This window comes from Nodosilinea nodulosa PCC 7104 (genome assembly GCF_000309385.1).
Lineage (GTDB): Bacteria > Cyanobacteriota > Cyanobacteriia > Phormidesmidales > Phormidesmidaceae > Nodosilinea > Nodosilinea nodulosa.
Genome location: NZ_JH976537.1, coordinates 2297953 through 2318823 on the forward strand (window position 1 = coordinate 2297953; position 20871 = coordinate 2318823).

General features: G+C 57.0%; 20 protein-coding genes. 2 read left to right on the forward strand and 18 right to left on the reverse strand.

All coding sequences use genetic code 11. The features are described 5' to 3' along the window. Nucleotides 1-117: 117 nt before the first annotated feature. The gene (locus LEPTO7104_RS0110450) at nucleotides 118-657 is read left to right on the forward strand and encodes a hypothetical protein (RefSeq protein ID WP_155523586.1); all 540 of its coding nucleotides are present in this window, start codon (nucleotides 118-120) and stop codon (nucleotides 655-657) included. Nucleotides 658-810: 153 nt separating this feature from the next. Here the strand turns inward: LEPTO7104_RS0110450 and bchB are convergent, their stop codons facing one another. The 5 genes from bchB to LEPTO7104_RS33425 form a co-directional block, all read right to left on the reverse strand. Continuing rightward, entirely contained in the window at nucleotides 811-2349 is a 1539-nt protein-coding gene (bchB, locus tag LEPTO7104_RS0110455) for a ferredoxin:protochlorophyllide reductase (ATP-dependent) subunit B (protein ID WP_026072569.1), read from the reverse strand. A 278-nt stretch (nucleotides 2350-2627) separates the two neighbouring features. Next, on the reverse strand, nucleotides 2628-4733 hold the full coding sequence (locus tag LEPTO7104_RS0110460) for a hybrid sensor histidine kinase/response regulator (RefSeq protein WP_017298526.1): 2106 nt from the start codon (nucleotides 4731-4733) through the stop codon (nucleotides 2628-2630). Between the two features lie 2 nt (nucleotides 4734-4735). Then, entirely contained in the window at nucleotides 4736-5308 is a 573-nt protein-coding gene (locus tag LEPTO7104_RS0110465; protein ID WP_026072570.1) for a chemotaxis protein CheB, read from the reverse strand. After that, nucleotides 5308-6123: a CheR family methyltransferase gene (locus LEPTO7104_RS0110470; RefSeq protein ID WP_017298528.1), complete on the reverse strand. Its 816-nt coding sequence runs from the start codon at nucleotides 6121-6123 to the stop codon at nucleotides 5308-5310. The genes LEPTO7104_RS0110465 and LEPTO7104_RS0110470 overlap by 1 nt, the downstream gene beginning before the upstream one ends. Nucleotides 6124-6311: 188 nt before the next feature. Then, complete coding sequence (locus LEPTO7104_RS33425; RefSeq protein ID WP_017298529.1) at nucleotides 6312-9953, reverse strand: response regulator; 3642 nt, start codon at nucleotides 9951-9953, stop codon at nucleotides 6312-6314. A 142-nt stretch (nucleotides 9954-10095) separates the two neighbouring features. Here LEPTO7104_RS33425 and LEPTO7104_RS0110480 point away from each other — a divergent pair, with 142 nt between their 5' ends. Next, nucleotides 10096-10377, forward strand: coding sequence for a YiaA/YiaB family inner membrane protein (locus tag LEPTO7104_RS0110480; protein WP_017298530.1), 282 nt, complete (start codon nucleotides 10096-10098; stop codon nucleotides 10375-10377). Between the two features lie 90 nt (nucleotides 10378-10467). Here LEPTO7104_RS0110480 and LEPTO7104_RS0110485 read toward each other — a convergent pair whose 3' ends face one another. The 13 genes from LEPTO7104_RS0110485 to LEPTO7104_RS40020 all read right to left on the reverse strand — a co-directional run bounded on the left by LEPTO7104_RS0110485 (nucleotide 10468) and on the right by LEPTO7104_RS40020 (nucleotide 20857). After that, nucleotides 10468-11169: a hypothetical protein gene (locus LEPTO7104_RS0110485; RefSeq protein WP_017298531.1), complete on the reverse strand. Its 702-nt coding sequence runs from the start codon at nucleotides 11167-11169 to the stop codon at nucleotides 10468-10470. Between the two features lie 178 nt (nucleotides 11170-11347). Then, on the reverse strand, nucleotides 11348-11977 hold the full coding sequence (locus LEPTO7104_RS0110495; protein ID WP_017298533.1) for a flavin reductase family protein: 630 nt from the start codon (nucleotides 11975-11977) through the stop codon (nucleotides 11348-11350). A 78-nt stretch (nucleotides 11978-12055) separates the two neighbouring features. Then, entirely contained in the window at nucleotides 12056-15394 is a 3339-nt protein-coding gene (locus LEPTO7104_RS0110500; RefSeq protein WP_422879850.1) for a PAS domain-containing protein, read from the reverse strand. A gap of 26 nt (nucleotides 15395-15420) precedes the next feature. Next, nucleotides 15421-15939 carry a DNA-binding transcriptional response regulator gene (locus tag LEPTO7104_RS0110505; RefSeq protein WP_017298535.1) on the reverse strand — a complete coding sequence of 173 codons (519 nt, stop codon included), beginning with the start codon at nucleotides 15937-15939 and terminating at the stop codon, nucleotides 15421-15423. 119 nt (nucleotides 15940-16058) lie between these two features. Beyond that, nucleotides 16059-16352: a membrane protein insertion efficiency factor YidD gene (yidD, locus tag LEPTO7104_RS0110510; protein ID WP_017298536.1), complete on the reverse strand. Its 294-nt coding sequence runs from the start codon at nucleotides 16350-16352 to the stop codon at nucleotides 16059-16061. 212 nt (nucleotides 16353-16564) lie between these two features. Then, the gene (locus LEPTO7104_RS33430; RefSeq protein ID WP_017298537.1) at nucleotides 16565-17398 is read right to left on the reverse strand and encodes a hypothetical protein; all 834 of its coding nucleotides are present in this window, start codon (nucleotides 17396-17398) and stop codon (nucleotides 16565-16567) included. Nucleotides 17399-17479: 81 nt separating this feature from the next. Beyond that, complete coding sequence (locus tag LEPTO7104_RS0110520; protein ID WP_017298538.1) at nucleotides 17480-18136, reverse strand: Uma2 family endonuclease; 657 nt, start codon at nucleotides 18134-18136, stop codon at nucleotides 17480-17482. Nucleotides 18137-18163: 27 nt separating this feature from the next. After that, a complete protein-coding gene (locus LEPTO7104_RS40010; protein ID WP_155523587.1) occupies nucleotides 18164-18352 on the reverse strand; it encodes a ribbon-helix-helix domain-containing protein in 189 nt (62 codons plus the stop codon). Nucleotides 18353-18412: 60 nt separating this feature from the next. Beyond that, nucleotides 18413-18736: a nucleotidyltransferase family protein gene (locus LEPTO7104_RS0110530; protein ID WP_017298540.1), complete on the reverse strand. Its 324-nt coding sequence runs from the start codon at nucleotides 18734-18736 to the stop codon at nucleotides 18413-18415. A 145-nt stretch (nucleotides 18737-18881) separates the two neighbouring features. Beyond that, the gene (locus tag LEPTO7104_RS0110535; protein ID WP_017298541.1) at nucleotides 18882-19100 is read right to left on the reverse strand and encodes a hypothetical protein; all 219 of its coding nucleotides are present in this window, start codon (nucleotides 19098-19100) and stop codon (nucleotides 18882-18884) included. Nucleotides 19101-19170: 70 nt separating this feature from the next. Further along, nucleotides 19171-19509 (reverse strand): DUF433 domain-containing protein, encoded by a 339-nt coding sequence (locus tag LEPTO7104_RS0110540; RefSeq protein WP_017298542.1) that lies wholly within the window; start codon nucleotides 19507-19509, stop codon nucleotides 19171-19173. Between the two features lie 84 nt (nucleotides 19510-19593). Further along, entirely contained in the window at nucleotides 19594-19740 is a 147-nt protein-coding gene (locus LEPTO7104_RS40015; RefSeq protein WP_155523588.1) for a hypothetical protein, read from the reverse strand. A gap of 37 nt (nucleotides 19741-19777) precedes the next feature. Next, entirely contained in the window at nucleotides 19778-20857 is a 1080-nt protein-coding gene (locus LEPTO7104_RS40020; protein WP_155523589.1) for a HEPN domain-containing protein, read from the reverse strand. Between the last annotated feature and the right edge of the window lie 14 nt (nucleotides 20858-20871).

Below are 20871 nucleotides of genomic sequence, written 5' to 3' on the forward strand. Positions count from 1 at the left end.
TGCGGGAAAAGCGCCCATCTAAGCGAAAATGTACCCTCAGCGACTTAAGTAATCCCCCGCAAGAGTGTTTATAATGCTCAATGCCAAAAACCATTCTTTTCAATAGGTAGTTTTGATATGGCCTTTTCTCGTCTACCCGGTACTAAGTTTTCGGTCTCCACCTGGGGACGCCTAGGGGCATCGGCAGCACTCTGCCTGATGGGCGCTGTCGGCTGCACTACCCCCGTGGAAGTCATGGATCCTGAGGCTGGAACCCCCGGCACTGAGCCACCTATGACCGATGAACCCACAGCCACAATCGACGTATTCTTCGGCGATGTCCCCAGCCCGGCCGGGGGTACCGTCAAGCAGCTCAGGCTGCCCGGCCCCCAAAGCGCAGCCCTAGTGACCTGTGACCAGGAGGGTTTTGTGCCCTTTGCCTACAGCGACACGGGTATGAACTGGGTCGGCTGCCAGGTGCCTAACCCCGGCGACACCGTGGGGCTTGAGTCGAGCCTCACCGAGCCTGTGCTGTCTGACGTACCCAGCCCCGTGGGTGGCACCGTGTCCCAGATCACTATTCCTGGTCCCCAGAGCGCCATTTCGGTGGTCTGCGAGACGGGTTCTCCCTTTGTGTATGAAGATCAGGGTACCTGGGTGGGCTGCGAGGGCAGCTAGTAGACTGCGGCATACGTTATAAACCATGGCCGATCGCAGGGAACGGGGGGCTAGGGAGCCGGGGAGTTGGAACGGCAGCTTGATTTCCGTCCAGCAGGACCAGGCTCGGCTCCGCTCACCTACCAGTAATCGGTGGGTGAGCGGAGCCAAACCCTAGGCCCCTACAGCCTCCTTGGCGGCGTAGAGCACCTCGGCGGTGATGCTGTCGATGCCCTGGTCGCGGGCAAACTTTTCGGTATTGCGCTTGACTTTGCCGCGCACAAAGCCGGGGATTTTCTGCAGCTCAGCTAGCCCGTCGGCGCTCCAGCCCAGGCCCGCCTCTACAGCGGCATCGGCACTCATGGTTTTAGTAAGAATTTCCTTGGTGTCGTGGCCGCCGAAGAACTCCAGCAGGTGGTCTTCCATGCCCAGGGTAAAGGAGTTGTAGACCAGATCGACGATCTGGTTGGCCCCTTCGTAGCCCATGAATGGACGGTAGCCCACGGGAAAGTTCTGAATGTGAATGGGGGCGGCAATCACGCCGCAGGGAATGTCGAGCCGCTTGCCCACGTGGCGCTCCATCTGGGTGCCAAAGATGGCGGCGGGCTCGAGCTGGGCAATGCGATCGCCGATCGCCCCATTGTCTTCGCTGACCAAAATCTCGTCGCAGTACTCGCCCACCTCGGCGGTGAACCAGTCGGCGTCGTACTTGCAGTAGGTGCCCGCCAGCACCACGTGAATGCCCATCTCGCGGGCGAGAATTTTGGTCATGGCGGCGGCGTGGGTGCTGTCGCCAAACACGACCGCCTTTTTGCCGGTCAGGTTTTGGCAGTCAATCGATCGCGAGAACCAGGCCGCCTGAGACACAAACCGGGTCTGCTCGTCGATAAATTCGTCGTAGTTGACCCCGGCCCCCTGCTCATTCAGCACCGCCTGGATGGCGCGAATGCAGCGGGCGGTCTCGACAATGCCCATGGGGGTGACATCCACGTAGGGCATCCCCAGCCCTTCTTTGAGGTATTCGGCGGTCAGTGGCCCCACTTCGCGGTAGGGCACCAGGTTAAACCAGGCCCGGCCCATGTCTTTAATTTGGGTGACTAGCGCGCCTTCGGGCATCACCAGGTTGACCTCAATGCCGAGCTGGGCCATCAGGGTGCGCAGCTCGCGGCAGTCGTGGTTGTTGTGAAAACCCAGGGTGGTCATGCCAATGATATTCACCGAGGGTCGCTCGGTTTTGCCCTCGGCGAGGGTGCCCTGCTTGCGGGCTTTGGCAATGTAAAACTGCACGATCTGCTGGAGGGTGCGATCGGCGGCCTGAAGCTCGTTGACCCGGTAGTGGTTGACATCGGCCAGCAGCACGTCGCTTTGGGCATCCAGGCTGGCCCGCTGCACAAAGTTGGCCAGGTCTTCTTGCAGAATGCTGGAGGTGCAGGTGGGGGTGAGCACAATCAGGTCGGGGTGCTCTTCCTGGTCTTTGCGGACGATGTTATCGACCACCTTTTCTTGGGAGCCGCGCGCTAAAACATTGCGATCGACAATGCTGGCGGTGACGGGGGTGAAGTCGCGCTCCCGCTCCAGCATCGATCGCATCACATTAAAATAGTCATCTCCCAAGGGCGCGTGCATAATCGCATGTACGTTTTTAAACGAACTCGCGATGCGCAGGGTGCCAATGTGCGCCGGGCCGGCATACATCCAGTAGGCCAGTTTCATCGGGTGAGTCTCCTTGGTGGCGGTGGTCAGCGTGAATTTGCCGAAACACCCTGAGCCGCGCAGCCAGTAGACAGCTTTGATTGTCGCCAAGATGGGGCGAGGTTGGGGGCCGCTGAGAGAATTCTTTACCTCAGCTCAGGCCACCGCCGAATATGACAGCCATAGTCACGTTGGTTAGGACATCCAGAAACCCTATGAACGTTGAAACGTTTGAACGTTCACTGAAGACATGCTTTAACCAGACCGGCTACGGCTATACCTCTGGCTATTCAAAAATATTAAAGACCTGTGACCTGAAGAATGGTGCGAATTAGCACCTCGGCATCGATGGGCTTAGGCAGATGGCTTTGAAACCCCGAGGCCAGCGCCTCGGCCCGGTCGGAAAGGCGGGCGTGGGCGGTCAGCGCGATCGCCGGAATGTGCGCCTGGGGCTCGGGCATCTGCGTCCGAACCGTTTGAATCAGCCTGTAGCCGTCCATATCGGGCATGCTGATGTCGCACAGCACGATGGCAGGCTGCATGGAACCAATCAGGTGCAGCCCTTCTTCCCCCGAGGCCGCCGTCGTCACGGCGGCCCCCTGGGACTCCAGCAGGAATGTCAAAAAATCGCGGGTGTCGGTATCGTCTTCGACAATCAGAATCGGCATTCCCTCTAGAGCCTTTTGGGGAGCCGGGTGGGGGGCCTGGCGGAGATGGGGCTGCTCGGCGGGGGGTGGCGCTGGCGGTTGCAGCCCGGCAGCCCCGGATGGCGACAGCGGCAGAGCAACGGTAAAGGTGGCCCCCTGATTGAGGCCAGCGCTTTCGGCCCAGACACAGCCCTGGTGCTGTTCTACCAGGTGGTGAACGATCGCCAGCCCCAGCCCCAACCCCCCCTGGGAGCGCGTAATGCTGCTGTCGGCCTGCCGAAAGCGATCGAAAATATGGGGTAAAAAGCCAGCGTCAATGCCGAGTCCGGTATCGGCTACGCTCAGCAGAGCATAGGCAGGCGCGGGGGAATCGCCCTGGCAGGCTGATTTAGGGGGCCGTTGGCCCTTGGGCCACTCGGCTGTGACGGATAAAGCAACATCAATCCGCCCCTGCTCGGGGGTGAATTTGATCGCATTGGTGAGCAGGTTCCAGACCACCTGCTGCAGCCGCAGGGTATCTCCCACCACCTCCAGACGCGTATAGTCGTGAAAATTGGTGGTCACTGCGATTCTTTTCGCTACCGCCGCCGGTTTTACCGTTTCTAGAGCCGTTTGCGCGATCGCGACCAGATCTAGCGGCTGGCGGTGCAGCTGTAGCTTACCCCGCACAATTTGGGAGACATCCAAAATATCTTCAATCAGCTGCTTTTGGGCCTGGGCATTGCGCTCAATGGTGCTGATGGCGTAGTCAATCTTCCGCGGATCTAGGTGGCGCGACTGGAGCAGGCTGGCCCAACCCAAAATGGAGTTGAGCGGTGTGCGCAGCTCGTGGGACAGAATCGCAATGAAGTCATCTTTCATGCGGTTGGCGGTTTCGGCCTCTTGGCGGGCCGCCTGCTCACGGATGACCTGGGCTTTGGCGGCCTCGGCCCGCTTGCGCTCGGTAATGTCTTCCACGGTGCCCACGTGGCCCAAAAAAGTCTTCTGCTCAGACACCATGCGGGCCGAGCGAATCGAGGCCCAGCGGGTGGTGTCGTCCTGGGCATGGCAGCGAAATTCCTGGGCGTACTCCTGCCCCGACTCCAGGTAGGCGGCCCAGGTTGAGCGGGCTGTCTCGGCGTCCTCGGGGTGCACCGAGTTGAGCCAGATCTGGTCTGAGGCGGCCCCCTCTACCTCGGGGCAAATAGCCTGGAAGCGCGGATTGGTGTAGATGCAGCAGCCCCTGGTGTCGGTGACGAACACGCCCACCGGGGAACAGGCGCTGAGCAGCCGAAAACGCTCTTCGCTGGTCTGAAGTTCGGTATTTATGGCCTCTAGCTGGGTGGTCTGCCGCTGCAAAATCTCTGTCTTTTGCCGCAGCGCCTGGGTCTTTTTAAACAGATCAATAAAAATGGCAATTTTCGATAGCAAAACGTTGGGCGCAATGGGCTTGATTAAGTAGTCAACCGCCCCCAGGGCGTAGCCCTTAAACATAAATTGCTCACTGCTGCTGAAGGCGGTTAAAAAGATAATCGGTGTGTCCTGCGATCGCGGTCGGCGGCGGATTAAAGTCGCCACCTCAAAGCCATCCATTTGAGGCATTTGCACATCCAGCAAAATCACCGCAAAGTCAGTCTGAAGCAGGCAGCGCAGCGCCTCTTCTCCGGAGGTAGACTTGACCAGGTTTGCCTCCAGATCCCCAAGAATGGCCTCCAGCGCCACCAAATTTTCAGGCTTGTCGTCAACCAGCAGAATATTGACCGGAGATTCGGTTGGCATGCCTAGGCTCCCGCTGGCGCACAGAGGTGAATGAGGCGGGGAGCGATTTGCCCGAGGGGTAATACCCAGTCGACGTTGACTGCGGCGATCGCGGCGGTGGGCAGGACCGCGCTTTCAGCGGTGTCTGGATCTTGCACAATCGCCGTACCGCCCCGAGCCTTGAGCGTAGATAACCCCTGCACCCCGTCGTGGTTAGCCCCCGTTAAAATAACGCCGATGACTTGCTCATGATAGGCGTCAGCCGCCGACTCTAGCAACACATCAATAGACGGACGGGCGTAGGACACTGGTTCATCAACCGAGAGAGAAAAGTATCCATATTCTACCAACAAATGATAGTCGGCAGGGGCAAAGTAAACATGGCCTGGTTGGATACATTCTTTATCTTCGACTTCGTGCACAGGCAGAACCGTAAACTGCTGCAAGAAAGCACTCATCGCTTGGTCAGACTCTCGGTGACGATGTTGAACAATCGCAAGCGCTGCGGGAAACTCTCTGGGGAGAGATCTTAGCAAAGTTTTTAAGGCCGACAATCCTCCTAAAGAGGTACCTATGGTCACCAGTTCATAGGCCACTAGCTGCGTCTCCTATACAGCTTTTCGGCTTTGGCCAGCTCGTCGTAGGCCGTTTCGTACTTTGTAAAACGGATTGTTTCTTGCTTGCCGAGGCCGAGAATACCAAACTTACACAGGCTGTTGTAGAACAGCTCGTGCACCTGATTTTGCAGGGTTTGGTTGAAGTAAATCAGCACGTTGCGGCAGATGATGACGTTGAACTCGTTAAAGGAGCCATCGGTGACTAGATTGTGCTCGCCAAAAACAATTCGCTCTCGCAGAAAGGGCCGCAGAATAACGTTGCTGTAGTGGGCCGTATAGTACTCTGAAAACGTGCGCCGTCCCCCCGCCTGTAAATAGAGCTGAGTGTATTCCTGCATTTGCTTAGCCGGGTAAATTCCCTGCTTTGCGGTGTGCAAAACCTTTTCGTTGGCGTCGGTGGCGTAGATGCGGCAGCGGGGATAAAGCCCTTCTTCCTGCAAAAGAATGGCCATGGAGTAGACTTCCTGGCCGGTGGAGCAGCCCGCATGCCAGATCCGAAAGAAGGGGTAGGTGCGCAGCAGGGGCACCACCTGTTGGCGAAAGGCCTGATAAAAGCTGGGATCGCGAAACATGGCGGTGGTATTGACCGTTAGCCCCAGCAGCAGGCGCTCGGCGCAGGCGCGATCGCGCAGCATTTGAGCCTGAAGTTCGGCTACGCTGGCAAGGTTTTCACCCTTCAAAAACGTGTGGATGCGGCGCTTTAGGGAAGCCTTGGCATAGTTGCGAAAATCGTAGCCATAGCGATGATATAGCCCTTCAACTAGCAGGTGAATATCTACATCGTTTGGCTTCAAGATACTCACTGGACTCGTACGACTTAATTCAGACTGCTCTTTAAAACCACTGGTGCCAGCCACAGATTTTTGGCTCAAGAACTCGGCATGCTTTTGTTTCCATTGTCGCTTATTTCTCTGGTTAATCTGTATACCATAGAGGAGATTTTAAGCGAGCCAGGCCTTCGAGGCTGGCGCAACCACACGAATCAGGAATACAGCCACAGGCGCAGCAGCGTGAGCAGCTGATCGGTATCAATGGGCTTGGTGATGTAGTCGGAGGCGCCGGCTTCGATGCACTTTTCGCGATCGCCCTGCATGGCCTTCGCCGTCAGCGCGATAATCGGCAGCGATCGAAACTGCTCCTGCTGACGAATCAGGCGGGTGGTTTCGTAGCCGTCCAGCTCGGGCATCATCACATCCATCAGCACCAGGCCGACATCGGGGTTGGCCTGGAGCATGGCGATGCCGGCGCGGCCGTTTTCTGCAAACACCACCTCCATGGCGTACTGCTCCAGCAGGCTGGTGAGGGCAAACACGTTGCGCACGTCGTCGTCGACAATTAGCACCTTTTTGCCCGCCAGGGCCGGATCGCTGTGCAGCAGTCGCTCCAGCATTTGCTGCTGCCCCGGCGGCAGGTTGGCCTGGACGCGGTGCAAAAACAGGGCCGTTTCGTCGAGCAGGCGCTCGGGCGATCGCACATCTTTGATGATGATCGTTTCGGCCAGACGGCGCAGCTGGGTTTCTTCGGCCTCGGTCAGGTCTTTGCCGGTGTAGACCACGATGGGCAACCGCACCAGGGCCGGGTCCTGCTTGATCTGCTCGATCAGGTCGAACCCGTTCATGTCTGGCAGGCCCAGGTCGAGCACAATGCAGTCGCAGGGCTGCGATCGCAGGGCCGCCAGGGCCGCCGCCCCGGTGTGCACAGCGGTACTGGTCACCTCCGGGCCGCCGATTAGCTCAATAATGCTCTGGGCCTGCACCGGGTCGTCTTCGATCACCAGCAGGTAGCGCACCCGTCGCTCCACAAACCGTTTGATATCGGCCAGGGTTTGGGTCAAGATTTCGGGGGCAACGGGTTTTTGAATATGGGCGATCGCCCCCATCTGAAACTCCTGCTGCTGCTGGTCATCCACGGTCAGAATATGGACCGGAATATGGCGCGTGGCCGGGTCGTGCTTGAGCTGCTCGAGCACGGCCAACCCATCCATGTCGGGCAGATGCAGGTCAAGGGTAATGGCATTGGGCACAAACCGCTGGGCCATCGCCAGCCCGGTCTGCCCCCCCAGGGCGATCAGCACCTTAAACCCCTGCCCCCGCGCCATTTCCAGCAAGATGCGGGCAAAGTTGGGGTCATCTTCTATCACCAGCAGCACCTGGTCGGCCTGGCCCTCGGGCCGCAACCGGGCGCGATCGTCCTCAATGCCGTCGGGCAGGTCACTGATCAGGCGATCGGCATCATTTGGCGAATCGCCCACCGCCCGCTGAGACAGCAGCCCAGGGGCGGTACTGGGCGCGGTGATCTGCGGCGCGGACCCCAGGCTGGCCCCCTCGGTGACGGGAGCCGCGTAGTGCCGAGGAAGGTGAAGGGTAAAGGTGCTGCCGCGATCGGGCTGGCTCTGGAGTTCGAGGGTGCCGCCCAGCAGCTGAGCCAGCTGGAGGCTAATCGACAAGCCCAGGCCGGTGCCGCCGTACTTGCGGCTGGTGGTACCATCAGCCTGCTGAAAGGCACCAAAAATGGTGCGCTGCTTGTCGGGCGCAATGCCAATGCCGGTATCGCTCACCGCAAAGGCCACCTGGCTTTCTCCTACGGGCGAGATCCGCACCGTGACGCTGCCCCGCTCGGTAAACTTAATCGCGTTGGAGAGCAGATTTTTGAGAATTTGCTGGAGCCGCCTGGGATCGGTGGAGAGGCTGGAGGGCAGAGCGTCATCGAGTTCGATTTCAAAGCGCAGTCCTTTGCTGGCGGCCAGGGGTTCAAAGGTGCGGACCAGCTCCAGCTGAATGGTCGTAAAGGGCAGCGCCTCGACCGTCACCTGCATCGTGCCCGACTCGATCTTGGCCATGTCGAGAATGTCGTTGATCAAGTTGAGCAGATCGGCTCCGGCGGAGTGAATGGTGCGGCTGTACTCAACCTGCTTTTGGGTCAGGTTGCCGTCGCTGTTGGTGCTGAGCATCTGGGCCAAAATCAGCAGGCTGTTGAGCGGTGTACGCAGCTCGTGGGACATGTTAGCCAAAAATTCTGACTTATAGCGCGACGACTGGGCCAGCTGAGCGGCCTGCTCTTCCAGGGCCTGGCGGGCCAGCTCAATTTCCTGGTTTTTGCGCTCCACCTGCTGCTTTTGGGTTTCGAGCAGCTCGGCTTTTTCTTCGAGTTCTTCGTTGAGCTGCTGTAGTTCTTCGTTCGACTGCTGCAATTCTTCCTGCTGCTGTTGCAGGGTGTACTCCGATTCTTGCAGCGACTGGGTGCGCTCTTCTAGCAGCTGATTGCTCTGCAGCAGTTCTTCCTGCTGATGGCGCAGCTCTTCGGTGAGCACCTGGGACTGTTCTAGCAGACTCTGGGTTTGCAGGTAGGCCGCGATCGCGTTGAGCATCACCCCCGCCACCTTGCTGGCCTCGTCTAAAAAGGTCAGCTGCAGGTCGCTAAACCGCTGAAATGAGGCCAGCTCTAGCACTCCCTGGACCTGGTGCTCAAACAGAATTGGCAGCACCACAATGTTGAGCGGCGGCGCTGTCCCCAGCCCGGAGCGAATGCGAATGTAGTCGGCGGGCACTTCGGTCAGCAAAATGCGCTGCTGCTCCAGGGCACACTGCCCCACCAAGCCTTCCCCCAGGGCAAACTCGTTCGAGAGGTGTTTGCGCTCCTGGTAGGCGTAGCTGCTGAGCAGCTTCAGCCGGGGCGGTTCGCGATTGGGCTCAAGCAGGTAAAACAGGCCCTGCTGAGCCTCTACCAGGGGAGCAACGTAGGTCAAAATCAGCTGGCCCAGGGCCTCCAGGCTGCGCTGGCCCTGCATCTGCTGGGATAAATCGGCCAGGTTAGACTTCAGCCAGCGCTGTTCTTCGTTCGCCTGAATGGTGGCCCGCAGGTTGGTGACCATCTGGTTAAAGGTGCGGGTCAAGATGCCGGCCTCATCCTGGGCATTGCTGTCGGGCAGGGCGATCGCCAGGTTGCCGTCGGCCAGCTTTTCGGCGGTCTCCGAGAGGTCGCGCAGGGGCCTGGAAATGTTTCGCGACAGCCACCAGCCCACCAGCGACAGCAGAATGAATGAGGCCGGAATCCCGTAGGCGATCGTGTTGAGGGTTTGCTGGGCAGACAGCTGCGCCTGGTCAGATCGCTCCTGAAGCAGAGCCTCTTCCTCCATCTTCATGGTCGCGATCCGATCGCGGAGCTGATCCATCAGCTGCTTGCCTTCGTTGGTCATCACAAAGGCCTGGGCCGCCGCAAACCCACCGGCATCGCGCCTTTGAATGCCCTCCGCAAGCTTGGCCAGGCGGGCCTGAATCAGCGGATTGAGGGTGTCTAAGCGGCCATAGATCGCCGAGTCTTCGAGGGTTAGCTGCTCTAGCGACCTGTGCAGCGTCTCAACCTCTGCCACAGCCTGGGTGTAGGGCTCCAGGTACTCGGATCTGCCGGTGATGATGTAGCCCCGCTGCCCGGTTTCGGCGTCGGACAGGGCAGACTCCAGCTGGTTGAGATAGCCCAACACCTGGTAGGACGTACTTTCCCGCTGGGAGTTACGAATCAGACTGGTGGTAGTGCGGTAGGCAACGACACCGAGCAGGGTAAGAATACCAAGCCCCAGGGCGAACCCGGCCCCGATTCGCGCCCCAATTTTGAAGCGATTTGCCATGAAGTTTGATTACCGCTCTGAGCTATCACCCTATGGTAATGCCCGGGGGGCCTATGGCATTTGAGAAACTGTCTCACGACTGGATGCGGCCATACAGCGCTGGTCTAAGGTTGGCGTAGTCACTCGTATTTGGAGTCAAACCATGGGTTCTATCCAGCCTCCCTCTAGCCACAGCCAGGCCTGGATCGTACAAACCTGGGCCGCCTTTGTGCTGTCGGTCGGCAGCTTATCGCTGGGCATTTTTTGCCTGCCCGTCGATGCCTGGGTGAAGGGCTACATGGGCATGGGCACGATGTTTGCCCTGGGGTCTACCGCCAGCCTCTCTAAAACGGTGCGCGATATGCACGAGGCCAAGCAGGTCACCGCCCGCATTGATGAGGCCAAAGTCGAGAAGCTTTTAGCCGAACATCACCCGCTGCGGTAGCGCGATCGCAGCCATTGTCGCCCTGGTTTCCGCCACCCCTTGCGTCAACATGCTCCTCAGAGCAGTTGCGCTCCATCGTCAGTCCCGCTGTTAATTGTCGCAGGCGGCAAAGTAAAACCCCAGCAAAACTTCCCTGGCGTACCATCGTTTAAAGGATACCGATCGCAAAAAGGCAACGTAGGACAGCACTAAAGACATCACAAACAGCGCTATTTGCTCAAAAGAAATCATTCCAACCCGGAGCATATTAATCGGCAAAACCCCAGCTAGTATAAGCAGTCCAAACGATATGCTTCTATACATGATATGGGTTGCTTGATATAAGTCTGCCGTAACAATTGATGGCCGATTGTGCTCTTTCAGGTACGAACAAACCCTGGAATAGAGGTGGTTCATGGTTTTTGGTGTGCCGATTTTATCGCGCAGCAGCAGCACTAGCCTATCTTCAAAATCCAGGGTCTTGGGATCAACATCTTTGGCCAGGCCATTGAGCCATTCTTCTCGATCTAAGAGGACGCCAGCTTGAAAATAATGATAGTCACGATTAAACAGGTGGCACAGCGCCAGAAAAAACTTCCAGGTTCCTCCCTGCACCAGACCGCCCAAGAGGTAGCTGACAAAGGCAAGGGCAATCACCACCTGAATTGAGAAACTGGTTTGAACGGCAACAATCAAGTCCTGCAAGCTGATCGCTGGGTTGTAGAGCAAGGCTATTGCCAGTATGAGGGGCACACCGCCGATAATGGCGGCAAAAAACTCATAGGGGCCAAGCGCAAATTTGAATAGATCCATAACCTCAGGGTGGCCAGTTTAACGGCAGACAGGTTTAGAAAAATCTCCCAAAGGCTGCCAACACATTGGCTTTGAGCGCAGGGCCAATCCCTTTGATCGGGCATTTGCCGTGCTTCAGCCCATTATGGTAGCCCAACAGCAGGGATCGCACTCCCTGCATCGCTCACCCATCATGCCACTAGACCTGCGGCGGCTTGGGAAAACCGTTGGGAATCTCGAAGCGATCGCCCGTGCGGCAGTACTCGTAGCCCGCCATGCGCCCAATCGCCCCCACTTTATCGACGTCAATGCGGTTGTTCGCTTGCAGCACGTCGTCGCGCACAAACAGGTGCACCACCTGGCCAATCACAACGTGAAACTCGCCCACCGGCACAATTTGCAGCGTGCGACACTCAAAGGCAACCGGCGACTCGGCTACGCGCGGCGGCTGAATCACCCGGCTGGGGGCGGGCGATAGGTTTACATAGTCAAACTCCGACTCGCCGTAGGCCAGCGGTTCGGCACATTCTGCCACCTGGTGGGCGTAGGACTCAATCGCCAGGTTGATCACGTATTCCCCAAGCCCCCCTTCGCTGGGCGGGCGCACATTGCGCAGGGTGTCTTTTTCGCTGCCGTCGGGCTTGAGGCTGATGCTGAACATCAGCGATACGGGCTTGTGGCCCACGGCGTTGAAGTAGGAAAAGGGGGCCAAATTGGCGACGCCCTGGGGCGACAGGCTGGAGACAAAGGCGATCGGCCGGGGCACGATGCTGCCAATCATCAGCTTGTAGCGGGTGGAGGGGTCTAACAGCTCGGGGTCAATTTCCATGGGGGGTTGGGGGTGGGGTGGGCAATGCCACGAATTCTGCCATGAGTTGCCCTGTCAACGGCCTGATTTAGCCAAATTTTAGCTTTGGCGGGTGAGCGCCACCACCGCCTGCACCAGTCGCTCTGGCTCCAGCGGCTTGGTGACATGCTGCTGAAAACCACTGGCGATCGCCTGCTGGCGATCCTCCTCGCGGGCGTAGGCGGTGAGCGCGACGGCGGGCGTTTGGCCCCCTTGAGCAGGCGGCAAGGCCCGAATCTGGCGCAGCAGGCTGTAGCCATCGACGCTGGGCATGCCGATGTCGCTGACCAGTACATCAGGCTGAAAGGAGGCCAGATTTTCCAGCACCGCCGCCGCCGAGGTTACGGCCAGCACCTCGGCCCCGTACTGGGTCAAGATCATGTTCAACAGCTCACGGCTGTCGGGGTCATCATCCACGGCCAGCACGCGAATGCCAGTGAGATCAAGCGCCGGGGCTGGCACCTCATCGCTGGATGTCGTAGCCGGTGCGCTAGTGAGCAGGGGCAGCCGCACCGTAAATGTGGCCCCCAGCTGTTCCCCAGGGCTTTCTGCTGTGACTGTACCCGCGTGGGCTTCTACCAACTCGCGCACAATGGCCAGGCCCAGACCCAGGCCTCCATAGTTGCGCGTGGTCGATCCGTCCTCCTGGCGGAAGGATTCAAAAATGTAGGGCAAAAAGTCGGGGTTGATGCCCTTGCCCCGATCGCTCACCGTAATTTCGGCTGAGCCGTCAACCTGGGCCAGCCGAATCTCTACGTCTGCCTGGGCGGGCGAAAATTTAATCGCGTTGGTCAGCAGGTTCCACACCACCTGCTGGAGCCGGGCCGCATCCCCAGAGACCTGACCGACATTGGGCAGTACCGCATTCAGCGCGATCAACTTGGCCAAGGCAGCGGCTCTCACCGTGTCGACCGCCGCCTCCACCACGGTCGCCAGATTGACCGCCGTCATCGTCAGGCTGAGCTTGCCGCGCAAAATTTTGGCGACATCGAGGAGATCGTCGATCAGCTGAGCCTGGAGTTTGGCATTGCGCTCGATGGTGGCCAGGGCGGCGGCAGTTTTGGCCGCATCCATCGGACGCATCTGCAGGAGCTTGGCCCAGCCCAAAATCGGGTTGAGGGGCGAGCGCAGCTCGTGGGACAGGACGGCCAGAAATTCATCTTTAATGCGGTTGGCGCGCTCGGCGGCTTGGCGAGCAGCTTGCTCCTGCTGGAGCAGGCGATCGCGATCGTGCTCCAGCTGCTTTTGAGCTTCAATATCCGTGGCGGTGCCAAACCATTTGACAATGTGCCCCTGCCCGTCGCGCTGGGGAATGGCCTGGTGCAGATGCCACAGGTAGGCTCCATCGGCCCGTCGCATGCGCCCTTCGGCTTGATAATTGGTACCGAGACTGACCGCCTCGCCCCACCGTTGCACCATCTCGGCCAGGTCGTCGGGGTGCACAATCTGCTCCCACCCAGCGGCGCGGGCCCGGTCGAGCGTCAGCCCGGTAAAGGCCACCCAGCGTTCGCTGACATCCAGCAGCGTACCGTCGCTAATGGCCGTCCACACCAGCTGCGGAATGGATTCGATCAGGTACCGATAGCGCTCTTCACTCTGGCGCAGCGCGTTCTCGGCCAGCTGGCGATCGGTAATGTCGGTATTGGTGCCAAACCAGCGAGACACGTTGCCCTGCCCATCGCGCACCGGAATGGCGCGGGAGAGAAACCAGCGATATTCTCCGTCCCGGCCTCTGAGCGGAAAGGTATCCTCCCAGACTTCGCCGGTTTGAAAACACCGGTTAATTTTCTCCACCACGCGATCGACGTGGTCGGGGTGATGGACCGCTCGCCAGCCATCGCCCTGCATGGCGTCCAGGGTTGTGCCCGTGTAGTCAAACCAGCGCTGGTTGTACCAAAAAATCCAGCCCGTCTCGTTGGCCATCCAGGCCAGGGGGGCAATGTTGTCGGCCAGGGTGCGAAACCGGGCTTCGCTTTCCTGCAGCCTGCGCTCAGCCTGTTTGCGTTCGCTAATCTCTTTAAACAAAATGGCAACGGTGCGGCCGGCGGGGGGACCAATCCGAAAGGCGGAGACCTCAAACCACCGTCTCATGACATCAGAGCCGTTTTCAAACCGGGCTGGCTCCCCGGTGAGGGCGACGCGGCCATAAATTTCAAACCAGTGGGGCTCTAAATCGGGAAGCAGCTGGCGAGCGGTTTGGCCGACCGCGTTCACCAGCCCCGTCTGCTGCTCAAAGACAGAGTTAACCTCTACAAAGCGGTAGTCGGTGGGAGTATCGTGCTCGTCAAACAGCATTTCCACCACGCAAAAGCCTTCATGCATCGACTCAAAGAGCGTGCGATAGCGCTCCTCAGACAGGCGAAGGGCGGCTTCTACGGCTTTGCGCTCTGAAATATCGCGATCCACCCCCGCCATCATCAGCGGGGTGCCCGTGGCGTCATAAAACACTTTGCCGACGCCCAGCGCCCAGCGCACCGTGCCATCGGGTTTGATAAAGCGAAACTCAATGTTGTAGTCGTCTCGCTCGTAGACGGCGCGATCGATCGCCTGCTCAACCCGAGGCAAATCGTCGGGGTGAATCATCGCCTTGACGGTCTCAAATCGACCATCAAAGCCCCCGGTCGCCATGCCAAACAGGTGTTCCAGGTTGGCCGACCAGTGCACCTCTCCCGTCTGAATGTTCCAGTCCCAGCTGCCCATGTTGGCCGCTTTCATGGCCAGATTCAGCCGGTTCTGCTGCTGCTGTAGCGCAATTTCAGTCTGCTTTTGGCAGTCGATATCGGTCATCGTGCCAATCCAGCCTGTGATCTGGCCCTGGCTGGTTTTGGTGGGTACGGCGCGATCGATGAACCAGCGATACTCGCCCCCTCGGCTAAGGATCCGGTGCTCAATTTCAAACGATTCACCGTTGGCGATCGCCTGGCTCCAGCGATCGAAGATGGGCTGCCGCTCGTCAGGATGCAGGGCCTGTACACAAGTCTGGCCAGAGGACTCAGCTTCCTCTAGCCCGGTGTAGTCGTACCACTCTCGATTCCAGTAGTTGACCGTCCCTGCCGCATCCGCCGTCCAGACAATTTGAGGCATCGCCTCGGCCAGATCGCGGCGCTGCTGCTGGCTGGCTTGCAGGGCCGCCAGGGCGCGCTGCAGGTCTAGCTCGGTCTGCCGACGCTCGGTGACATCGCGCCAGGAGGCCACAAAACCATCGTTTAGCCGGGTAGCCCGAATATCAAAGGCCCGCACCAGGCGGCGATCGCCATAGGTGTCGTCATAGATCAGCGAGTCTTTGATCAACGGCTCCCCCGTCTCGACGAGCCGACAGTAGTCGTCAAATAGCCCGGTCTCCCGATGGGCGGGCAGCACTTCACACAGCCCCCGCCCAATTTGCGCCTCCCTCGGCATTTGGTTGCTGTCGCACGCCGCCCCGTTCAAATAATCAATGCGAAAGTCAACGATCTGACCCGCCTCATCGCGCAGGGCTGAAAAAAGGCCGAAGCAGTCGAGCATATTCTCGACGGAGGTTTGAAACTGCGCCTGACTGTAACGCAGGGCTGCCGCAGCTCGGCATTTTCGATGGCGCTTCGCATCGCCAGACGCAGGTCGTCGGGCGTGGTCTGATCCTGGACCAAATAGTCGGCAGCCCCCTGTTTAATGGCCTGAACAGCGGTCCTGGTGTTGCCGCCGCCAACAATGACGATGGGCGGGCAGCGATCGCCCATCTGCTGTTTTAACTGCTGCAGCAGCGCCATACTGTTCTCCTGAGGCCGACTCAGCCCCAAAAGAATGCCGTCGACTAACGGTGTTTGAGACAACAACGACGCAGCGCCGCTGTACTGCTCTAGCAAAATGCTGTAAGCCACGCTCCCATCCTGCTGCAACTGCTGCCTGTAGGGGTTAGCCTGCTCCTGCGTGTCAGCAATTACCAGAACTGTCCGGGGAGTTGACATAGGCAGACTCTAAGTTGCAAGGGACAAAAAGCTGCTACAGCCCAAAGGCGCAGGAGTCGGTAATCACAGTATCACAGTAGGTATAATTTTATCAGCTAAATAGCCCCGTCCAGGCATAATTAAATCGGAATCGGGATGCAGCAGGGAATGACGAAACAGCCGCCCTGAGCCTGTTGAGATTGCAGCACCTGGGCCGCCGATTGGCAGTTTCTAAACTGTTGCGGAGCAAGCCGAATCGCGGCGCTTAAATTTTGATTGAGCAAAATGCGCTGGACATAGTCTGAGCACGATTCGCCATAGAGCACGCCATGGGGGCAAGCAAAGCCTTTGCGCGGTGAAATGTGGGTGCGGTAAACATTGAGCGAGGCGATCGCAGCCCTAGTAGCCGCCAATTCAAGCGTATAGACCGTCATGGGATTTAGCTGAAGATAAACGTCACCCACACTGTCGTTCAAAGCTGCCGCTGGAGGGCTCTATCAGGCGGTCTAAGTTAGCAAGATATAGCCCTAGTCCATCGGGTTAAGACATTCAAAAGTCTGAGGAACGTTAGAACGTTCAAACGTTCTTAAAAAAACTGTCCTCACCCGACTGGCTACAGCTATGTCCGCCCAAACTAGCGCCCGAACTAGCGACAATAGCGATCAATCGGCTGCACTGCCTCAACGGCGATGGGCGACCATTGGCGAATGACAAACTCGCTCAGGCCCACGTGGGCCGGGCGATCGCGATCGAGGCTAGCCCAATCGGCGCTGCTGCCCCAGTCGTAGGTATAGCCCAGCTGAGTCCAGGGGTAGGGCAGAACATTCGCGGTCTGGCGGGCGATCGGCTGCCCCTGGTACTGGTAGCGCTGATCGTACTGGGCATAAAACCAGTGCTGATAGGCGATCGGCACCGCAACAAATTCGTTGGCGGTGCGAAAGGTCAGCTCGGCCTCGTGGTCGGTAATTTCGGGGTCGGGGCTGGGGCGAAAGAGAAACTGCGGGTCAACCCAGACTTCAACCACCTGACGCTGGGCGGCCTGCTCGGCGGGTTCGGGCGGCAAACCCAGCAGTTGGCCAAGGCGAGCCGCTAAAGACACCTCGGCAGTTGGAGTATAAGCCTTACAGAAGCTTTGCAGGTCGGGAACAGCTGTCACCCACACATCGCGAGTGGCAATCAGCCGACTCCCCACATTTTGGGTGTAGCCCGCCCAGTCGGCCCAGGTTGCCACCAGCACGCGGCCCTGGGCATCCCAGGTAAGGGCGCTGTTTTGGCGCGTAATGGCGGTGAGGTCTCGAAAGACTTCGCTGGGTTCCGGCGTTCTGGCATCTTCGACGGCCTCCCAATAGGCCTGGGGAAACTCGGCAGACGAGCCGACCTGGGCCTGGGCTGGAGGCGCGATCGCCCCACCCACCTCAGCCAGGCTCAGCACCATGGCCCCAATACCGAACCGCAGCGTTTGTCGAAGGTGAAGGACCATGCAGTGCAACAGAATTCTATAGCCCTTAGCGTACCCAGATGGTGCGATCGCAGACGGGGGTGCGATCGCACCATCTCGGGGCTACTTATTCGCTTGATTCGCTTGCCACCAGGCCCGCAGATCTTGCACAGCAGCAATTTCATCGTCTTTGGCGGTGCTCAAAAACTCGTAGAGACGTTCCTTGGGCACCTGAGGAAACGTTGGGCTCAGTTCTACCTCGCCGTAAACGCCGTCTTGCAGCACATACACCCGCCAAACCTCACCGTTGAAGCGCCAAAACTCCGGCACCCCTAGGCTGGCGTAAAACTGATTTTTGGCAATATCGGTGTGGGTGATATCGACCTCAACTACCAGATCAGGCGGCGGGTCTTCGCCAAACACCACATTGCGCCCCTTCACCAGGGGTTGGTTCTGGATATAGTAGGCGTTGTCGGGTTCGGCCCCCTTTTTGAGGCTGGGGTAATTCATTGTCGTAGACCCCATGGTTTTGATGCGTAGACCCATGAGTTCTACGAGGGTCAAAATAAATCGCTCAATCAGCCGCCCCGAAAACTCGTGTTCTTCTAACGGCGCGGTGATTTCTAACACTCCGTCGTCGTAGGTGAGCCGCGCCCCGCGCGACTGGGGCAGCGCGGCTAAAATTTGTAGATACCCCTGCCAAGAGACGCCCTGCAACAGCACCCGCTGTTCTCCCACCGGGTGCAGGGCAGATTTAGGTTCTGGGGCAGCGATAACCATTACGTTAAGTGATACTTCCTCTGTATTTCAATTTGGCCTTGCTTCTCCAGAAGCAAGCCCTTCAAGCAGGAGAGGTTCGAGGTGCTCTTTGCGGGCTTTGTCTTGTTGAATGAGAGCCTGAATATAATCGTCGGGAGTATTGTAGTGGCCAGCTGCAATCTGCTCTTGCAAATAGGCTGTAAGGGTCTCGGAGAGCGAAACGGTTAAATTAGTCATAGAGTTTTTCCATGTAGGGCTTCGAGGATTTGTGTGAGCCAATCCAGTAGCAGACCGTCATCAGACATAGATGGCTTCTCTATCTAAACGAGCCTTGAAGCGAGGATTCATGTTTTCGCGGTAGCGGATAACGTCTACAGGACGGTTGAGAAGCCCCATTAGATCCAGTCGCAGCCGCGAGGTGAGCAATAGGTTGGGATAATCTGTCTTGAAAACAATATCTATGTCGCTGTCAGGGCTCGCTTCCCCACGGGCGTAGGAACCAAAATAACCCAAAGCAGTTAGCCGAAGGCTTTCTCCCCGCTGCTCTTTAAATTCTCGCAGAAGCCTTTGCAACTGCTCTGGAGAAACTATGAGCCGACTCTCTAGGGGGGAAATAGTCATGGCATTACCTAGCTTATGATTAGCCTGCCTGTAGTAATTCTAACGTGTGTGTTTTTGAAATAGATAGCGCTTTAAGCTAGATAGAGCGCTAGCGGAACCCAAAAACACTGGTTTTATTGCTGGATTACACTTATGCTGCGCTGTTTTAGTAGTTGTAAACAGGAACCTGAACGAAATGATCGGGTTCTTGCTGATTCAAGATTGTTTGCTGCAAGCGCTCTACAGTTGCTGGAGAAAAAAACTGCTCGCCAGTTTCTTCATTAACGCGAGCTGGCACATTTTGGATCAGGATAACTTGACCGTTCAGGTTCAGAGAATAAGTAACCTGCTTTTCGACTAGGGTTTCTTGCCATTCAGTTGTCATTTCTAGCCTATCTCCTGGTTGTCAAATCGCTTAGGACTTTAACGGAGCGGTAGATATTGCACTTGTCCTTTCAACTCTGGCGTTGATTGTCAAGCCTTGCCATTAGCCGATCGCGGATGCCAATTGGGTTGAAACGACGCTCGTTTTCTTGACGAACTTGCGCGGCACGCTCTTGTCGAATTTTTAGATAAGCATCAACTTCAGTTTTTCGTCGCAGGTAGTAAGCAATCACCGAGTAGACATCTGCAAGTTGAAGAGATGGATACTGCTCGACAATCTCTTCTGCTGTAGCACCCTCCAAGAAGGCAGCAACCACAATATCCAAGGTGACGCGAGTGTTACCGACAAGAACTACGCCGTCCTCATTGGATGTGAGCGGTGTGGGCTCAGTTGAGATCGCTACTGTCATAGGTACCACCAGGTGCGCTAATTTGATGGTAGCAGACCTTCACAAGGTTCAGGGTATACGATTAGCTTCCCCATAACGCCCCATTTACTCGCCGCCAATCGCCTCTCTAACTTCTCGCACCAAAATCTGGTGCGCAATAGACTGATCAACGGCATGCTTAGAAAACTCAAATTGGTCTTCAGCGAACTTCTGGCGTATGCTTTTAATGCTTGCAGCCACAATAGCCATCATAGCCTCGTGGATAGTAGTTTTCTTGGTGTCAGTTAGCCTACATAGACAAGTAATCACACTTGACCAGTTGATGTATTGCAGCGAATCTAAGTAGACAGCAACGGGCAATTCGTGCAAGACCAACTAATGTAGGAGCCAGGTTTAAGATCTTAGCTAACTCTTTATCCTGAGTTGGAGCAGGGACTGTTCTCAACTCTTCGTTACTTGTTCCAGCATCTATTCCAATAAGTGCTCCAAAAGGCACTCCAGTGTGGACATACTTGCTCCTTAAATCATATGCTGCAGCTACAGTTTTCGGGAAAGAGGTTATCTCAAAGCAACCTATTGAACGCAAGTTCTCGGTTCGCGAAAAGAATTCTTGCGTTATTGAAGACAAAACAAAATCAACAAAACGTCTCTTAATTTGTCGCATTCGCGACTCAAAGTGGTTAGCAATTTTCTTGCCATTTTCAAGCTCTTGACGGATCTTCGCAAGATGTTCCGTTGTTACTTCATCAAGGAATTCATGGTTTGAGCGTTTATCTGCTTCAGAGAGAATCTCAAGAGATGTGATGAGATGGAGGTAAGCGATTTCAGAATCTGACTCAAATGAGCGTAGAGCAAGACAATAGAACTTTGCAGCTGTTTGAAAAAGCCGAGCAGGAGGGTTATCTGTGGAGCCATCTTTCAACATCGGTTCGAGGCGGACTACCTGTTCTAAATTCAAAGGAACCTGAAAGTCGACTCTGAAATTATGACTATTGTGAGGAAAATTTGACCGCGCAAATTGATTATAGTGGCTTAAATCAGGTAAGCGAAAATTACCTCGAGTTTGAATAAGACCATGGTTGTCAAATCGCTTGCCAAATAAAAGGCTGAGAAGATGGCTGAGATTCTCAGCCAGAGGTGAATAATCTAGATGCGGCGTTCCCACGGGTGTTTTGTCAGGAGGTGTCCGAAAAACACACATCAGTGCGTTTCTAGACGACGCACCTTCCATAATACGAGCTAACCCTGAAGCATTACGAAAGTCCGGTGATGCGTGCATGATCAACAAATCTGATGACTCGTATTCACCAACTAGGCGACTTGTCGTAGAAATGATAGCTGTTTGGATGGTTTGGGAAGGACGTAGCATTATCTTTAATGTTT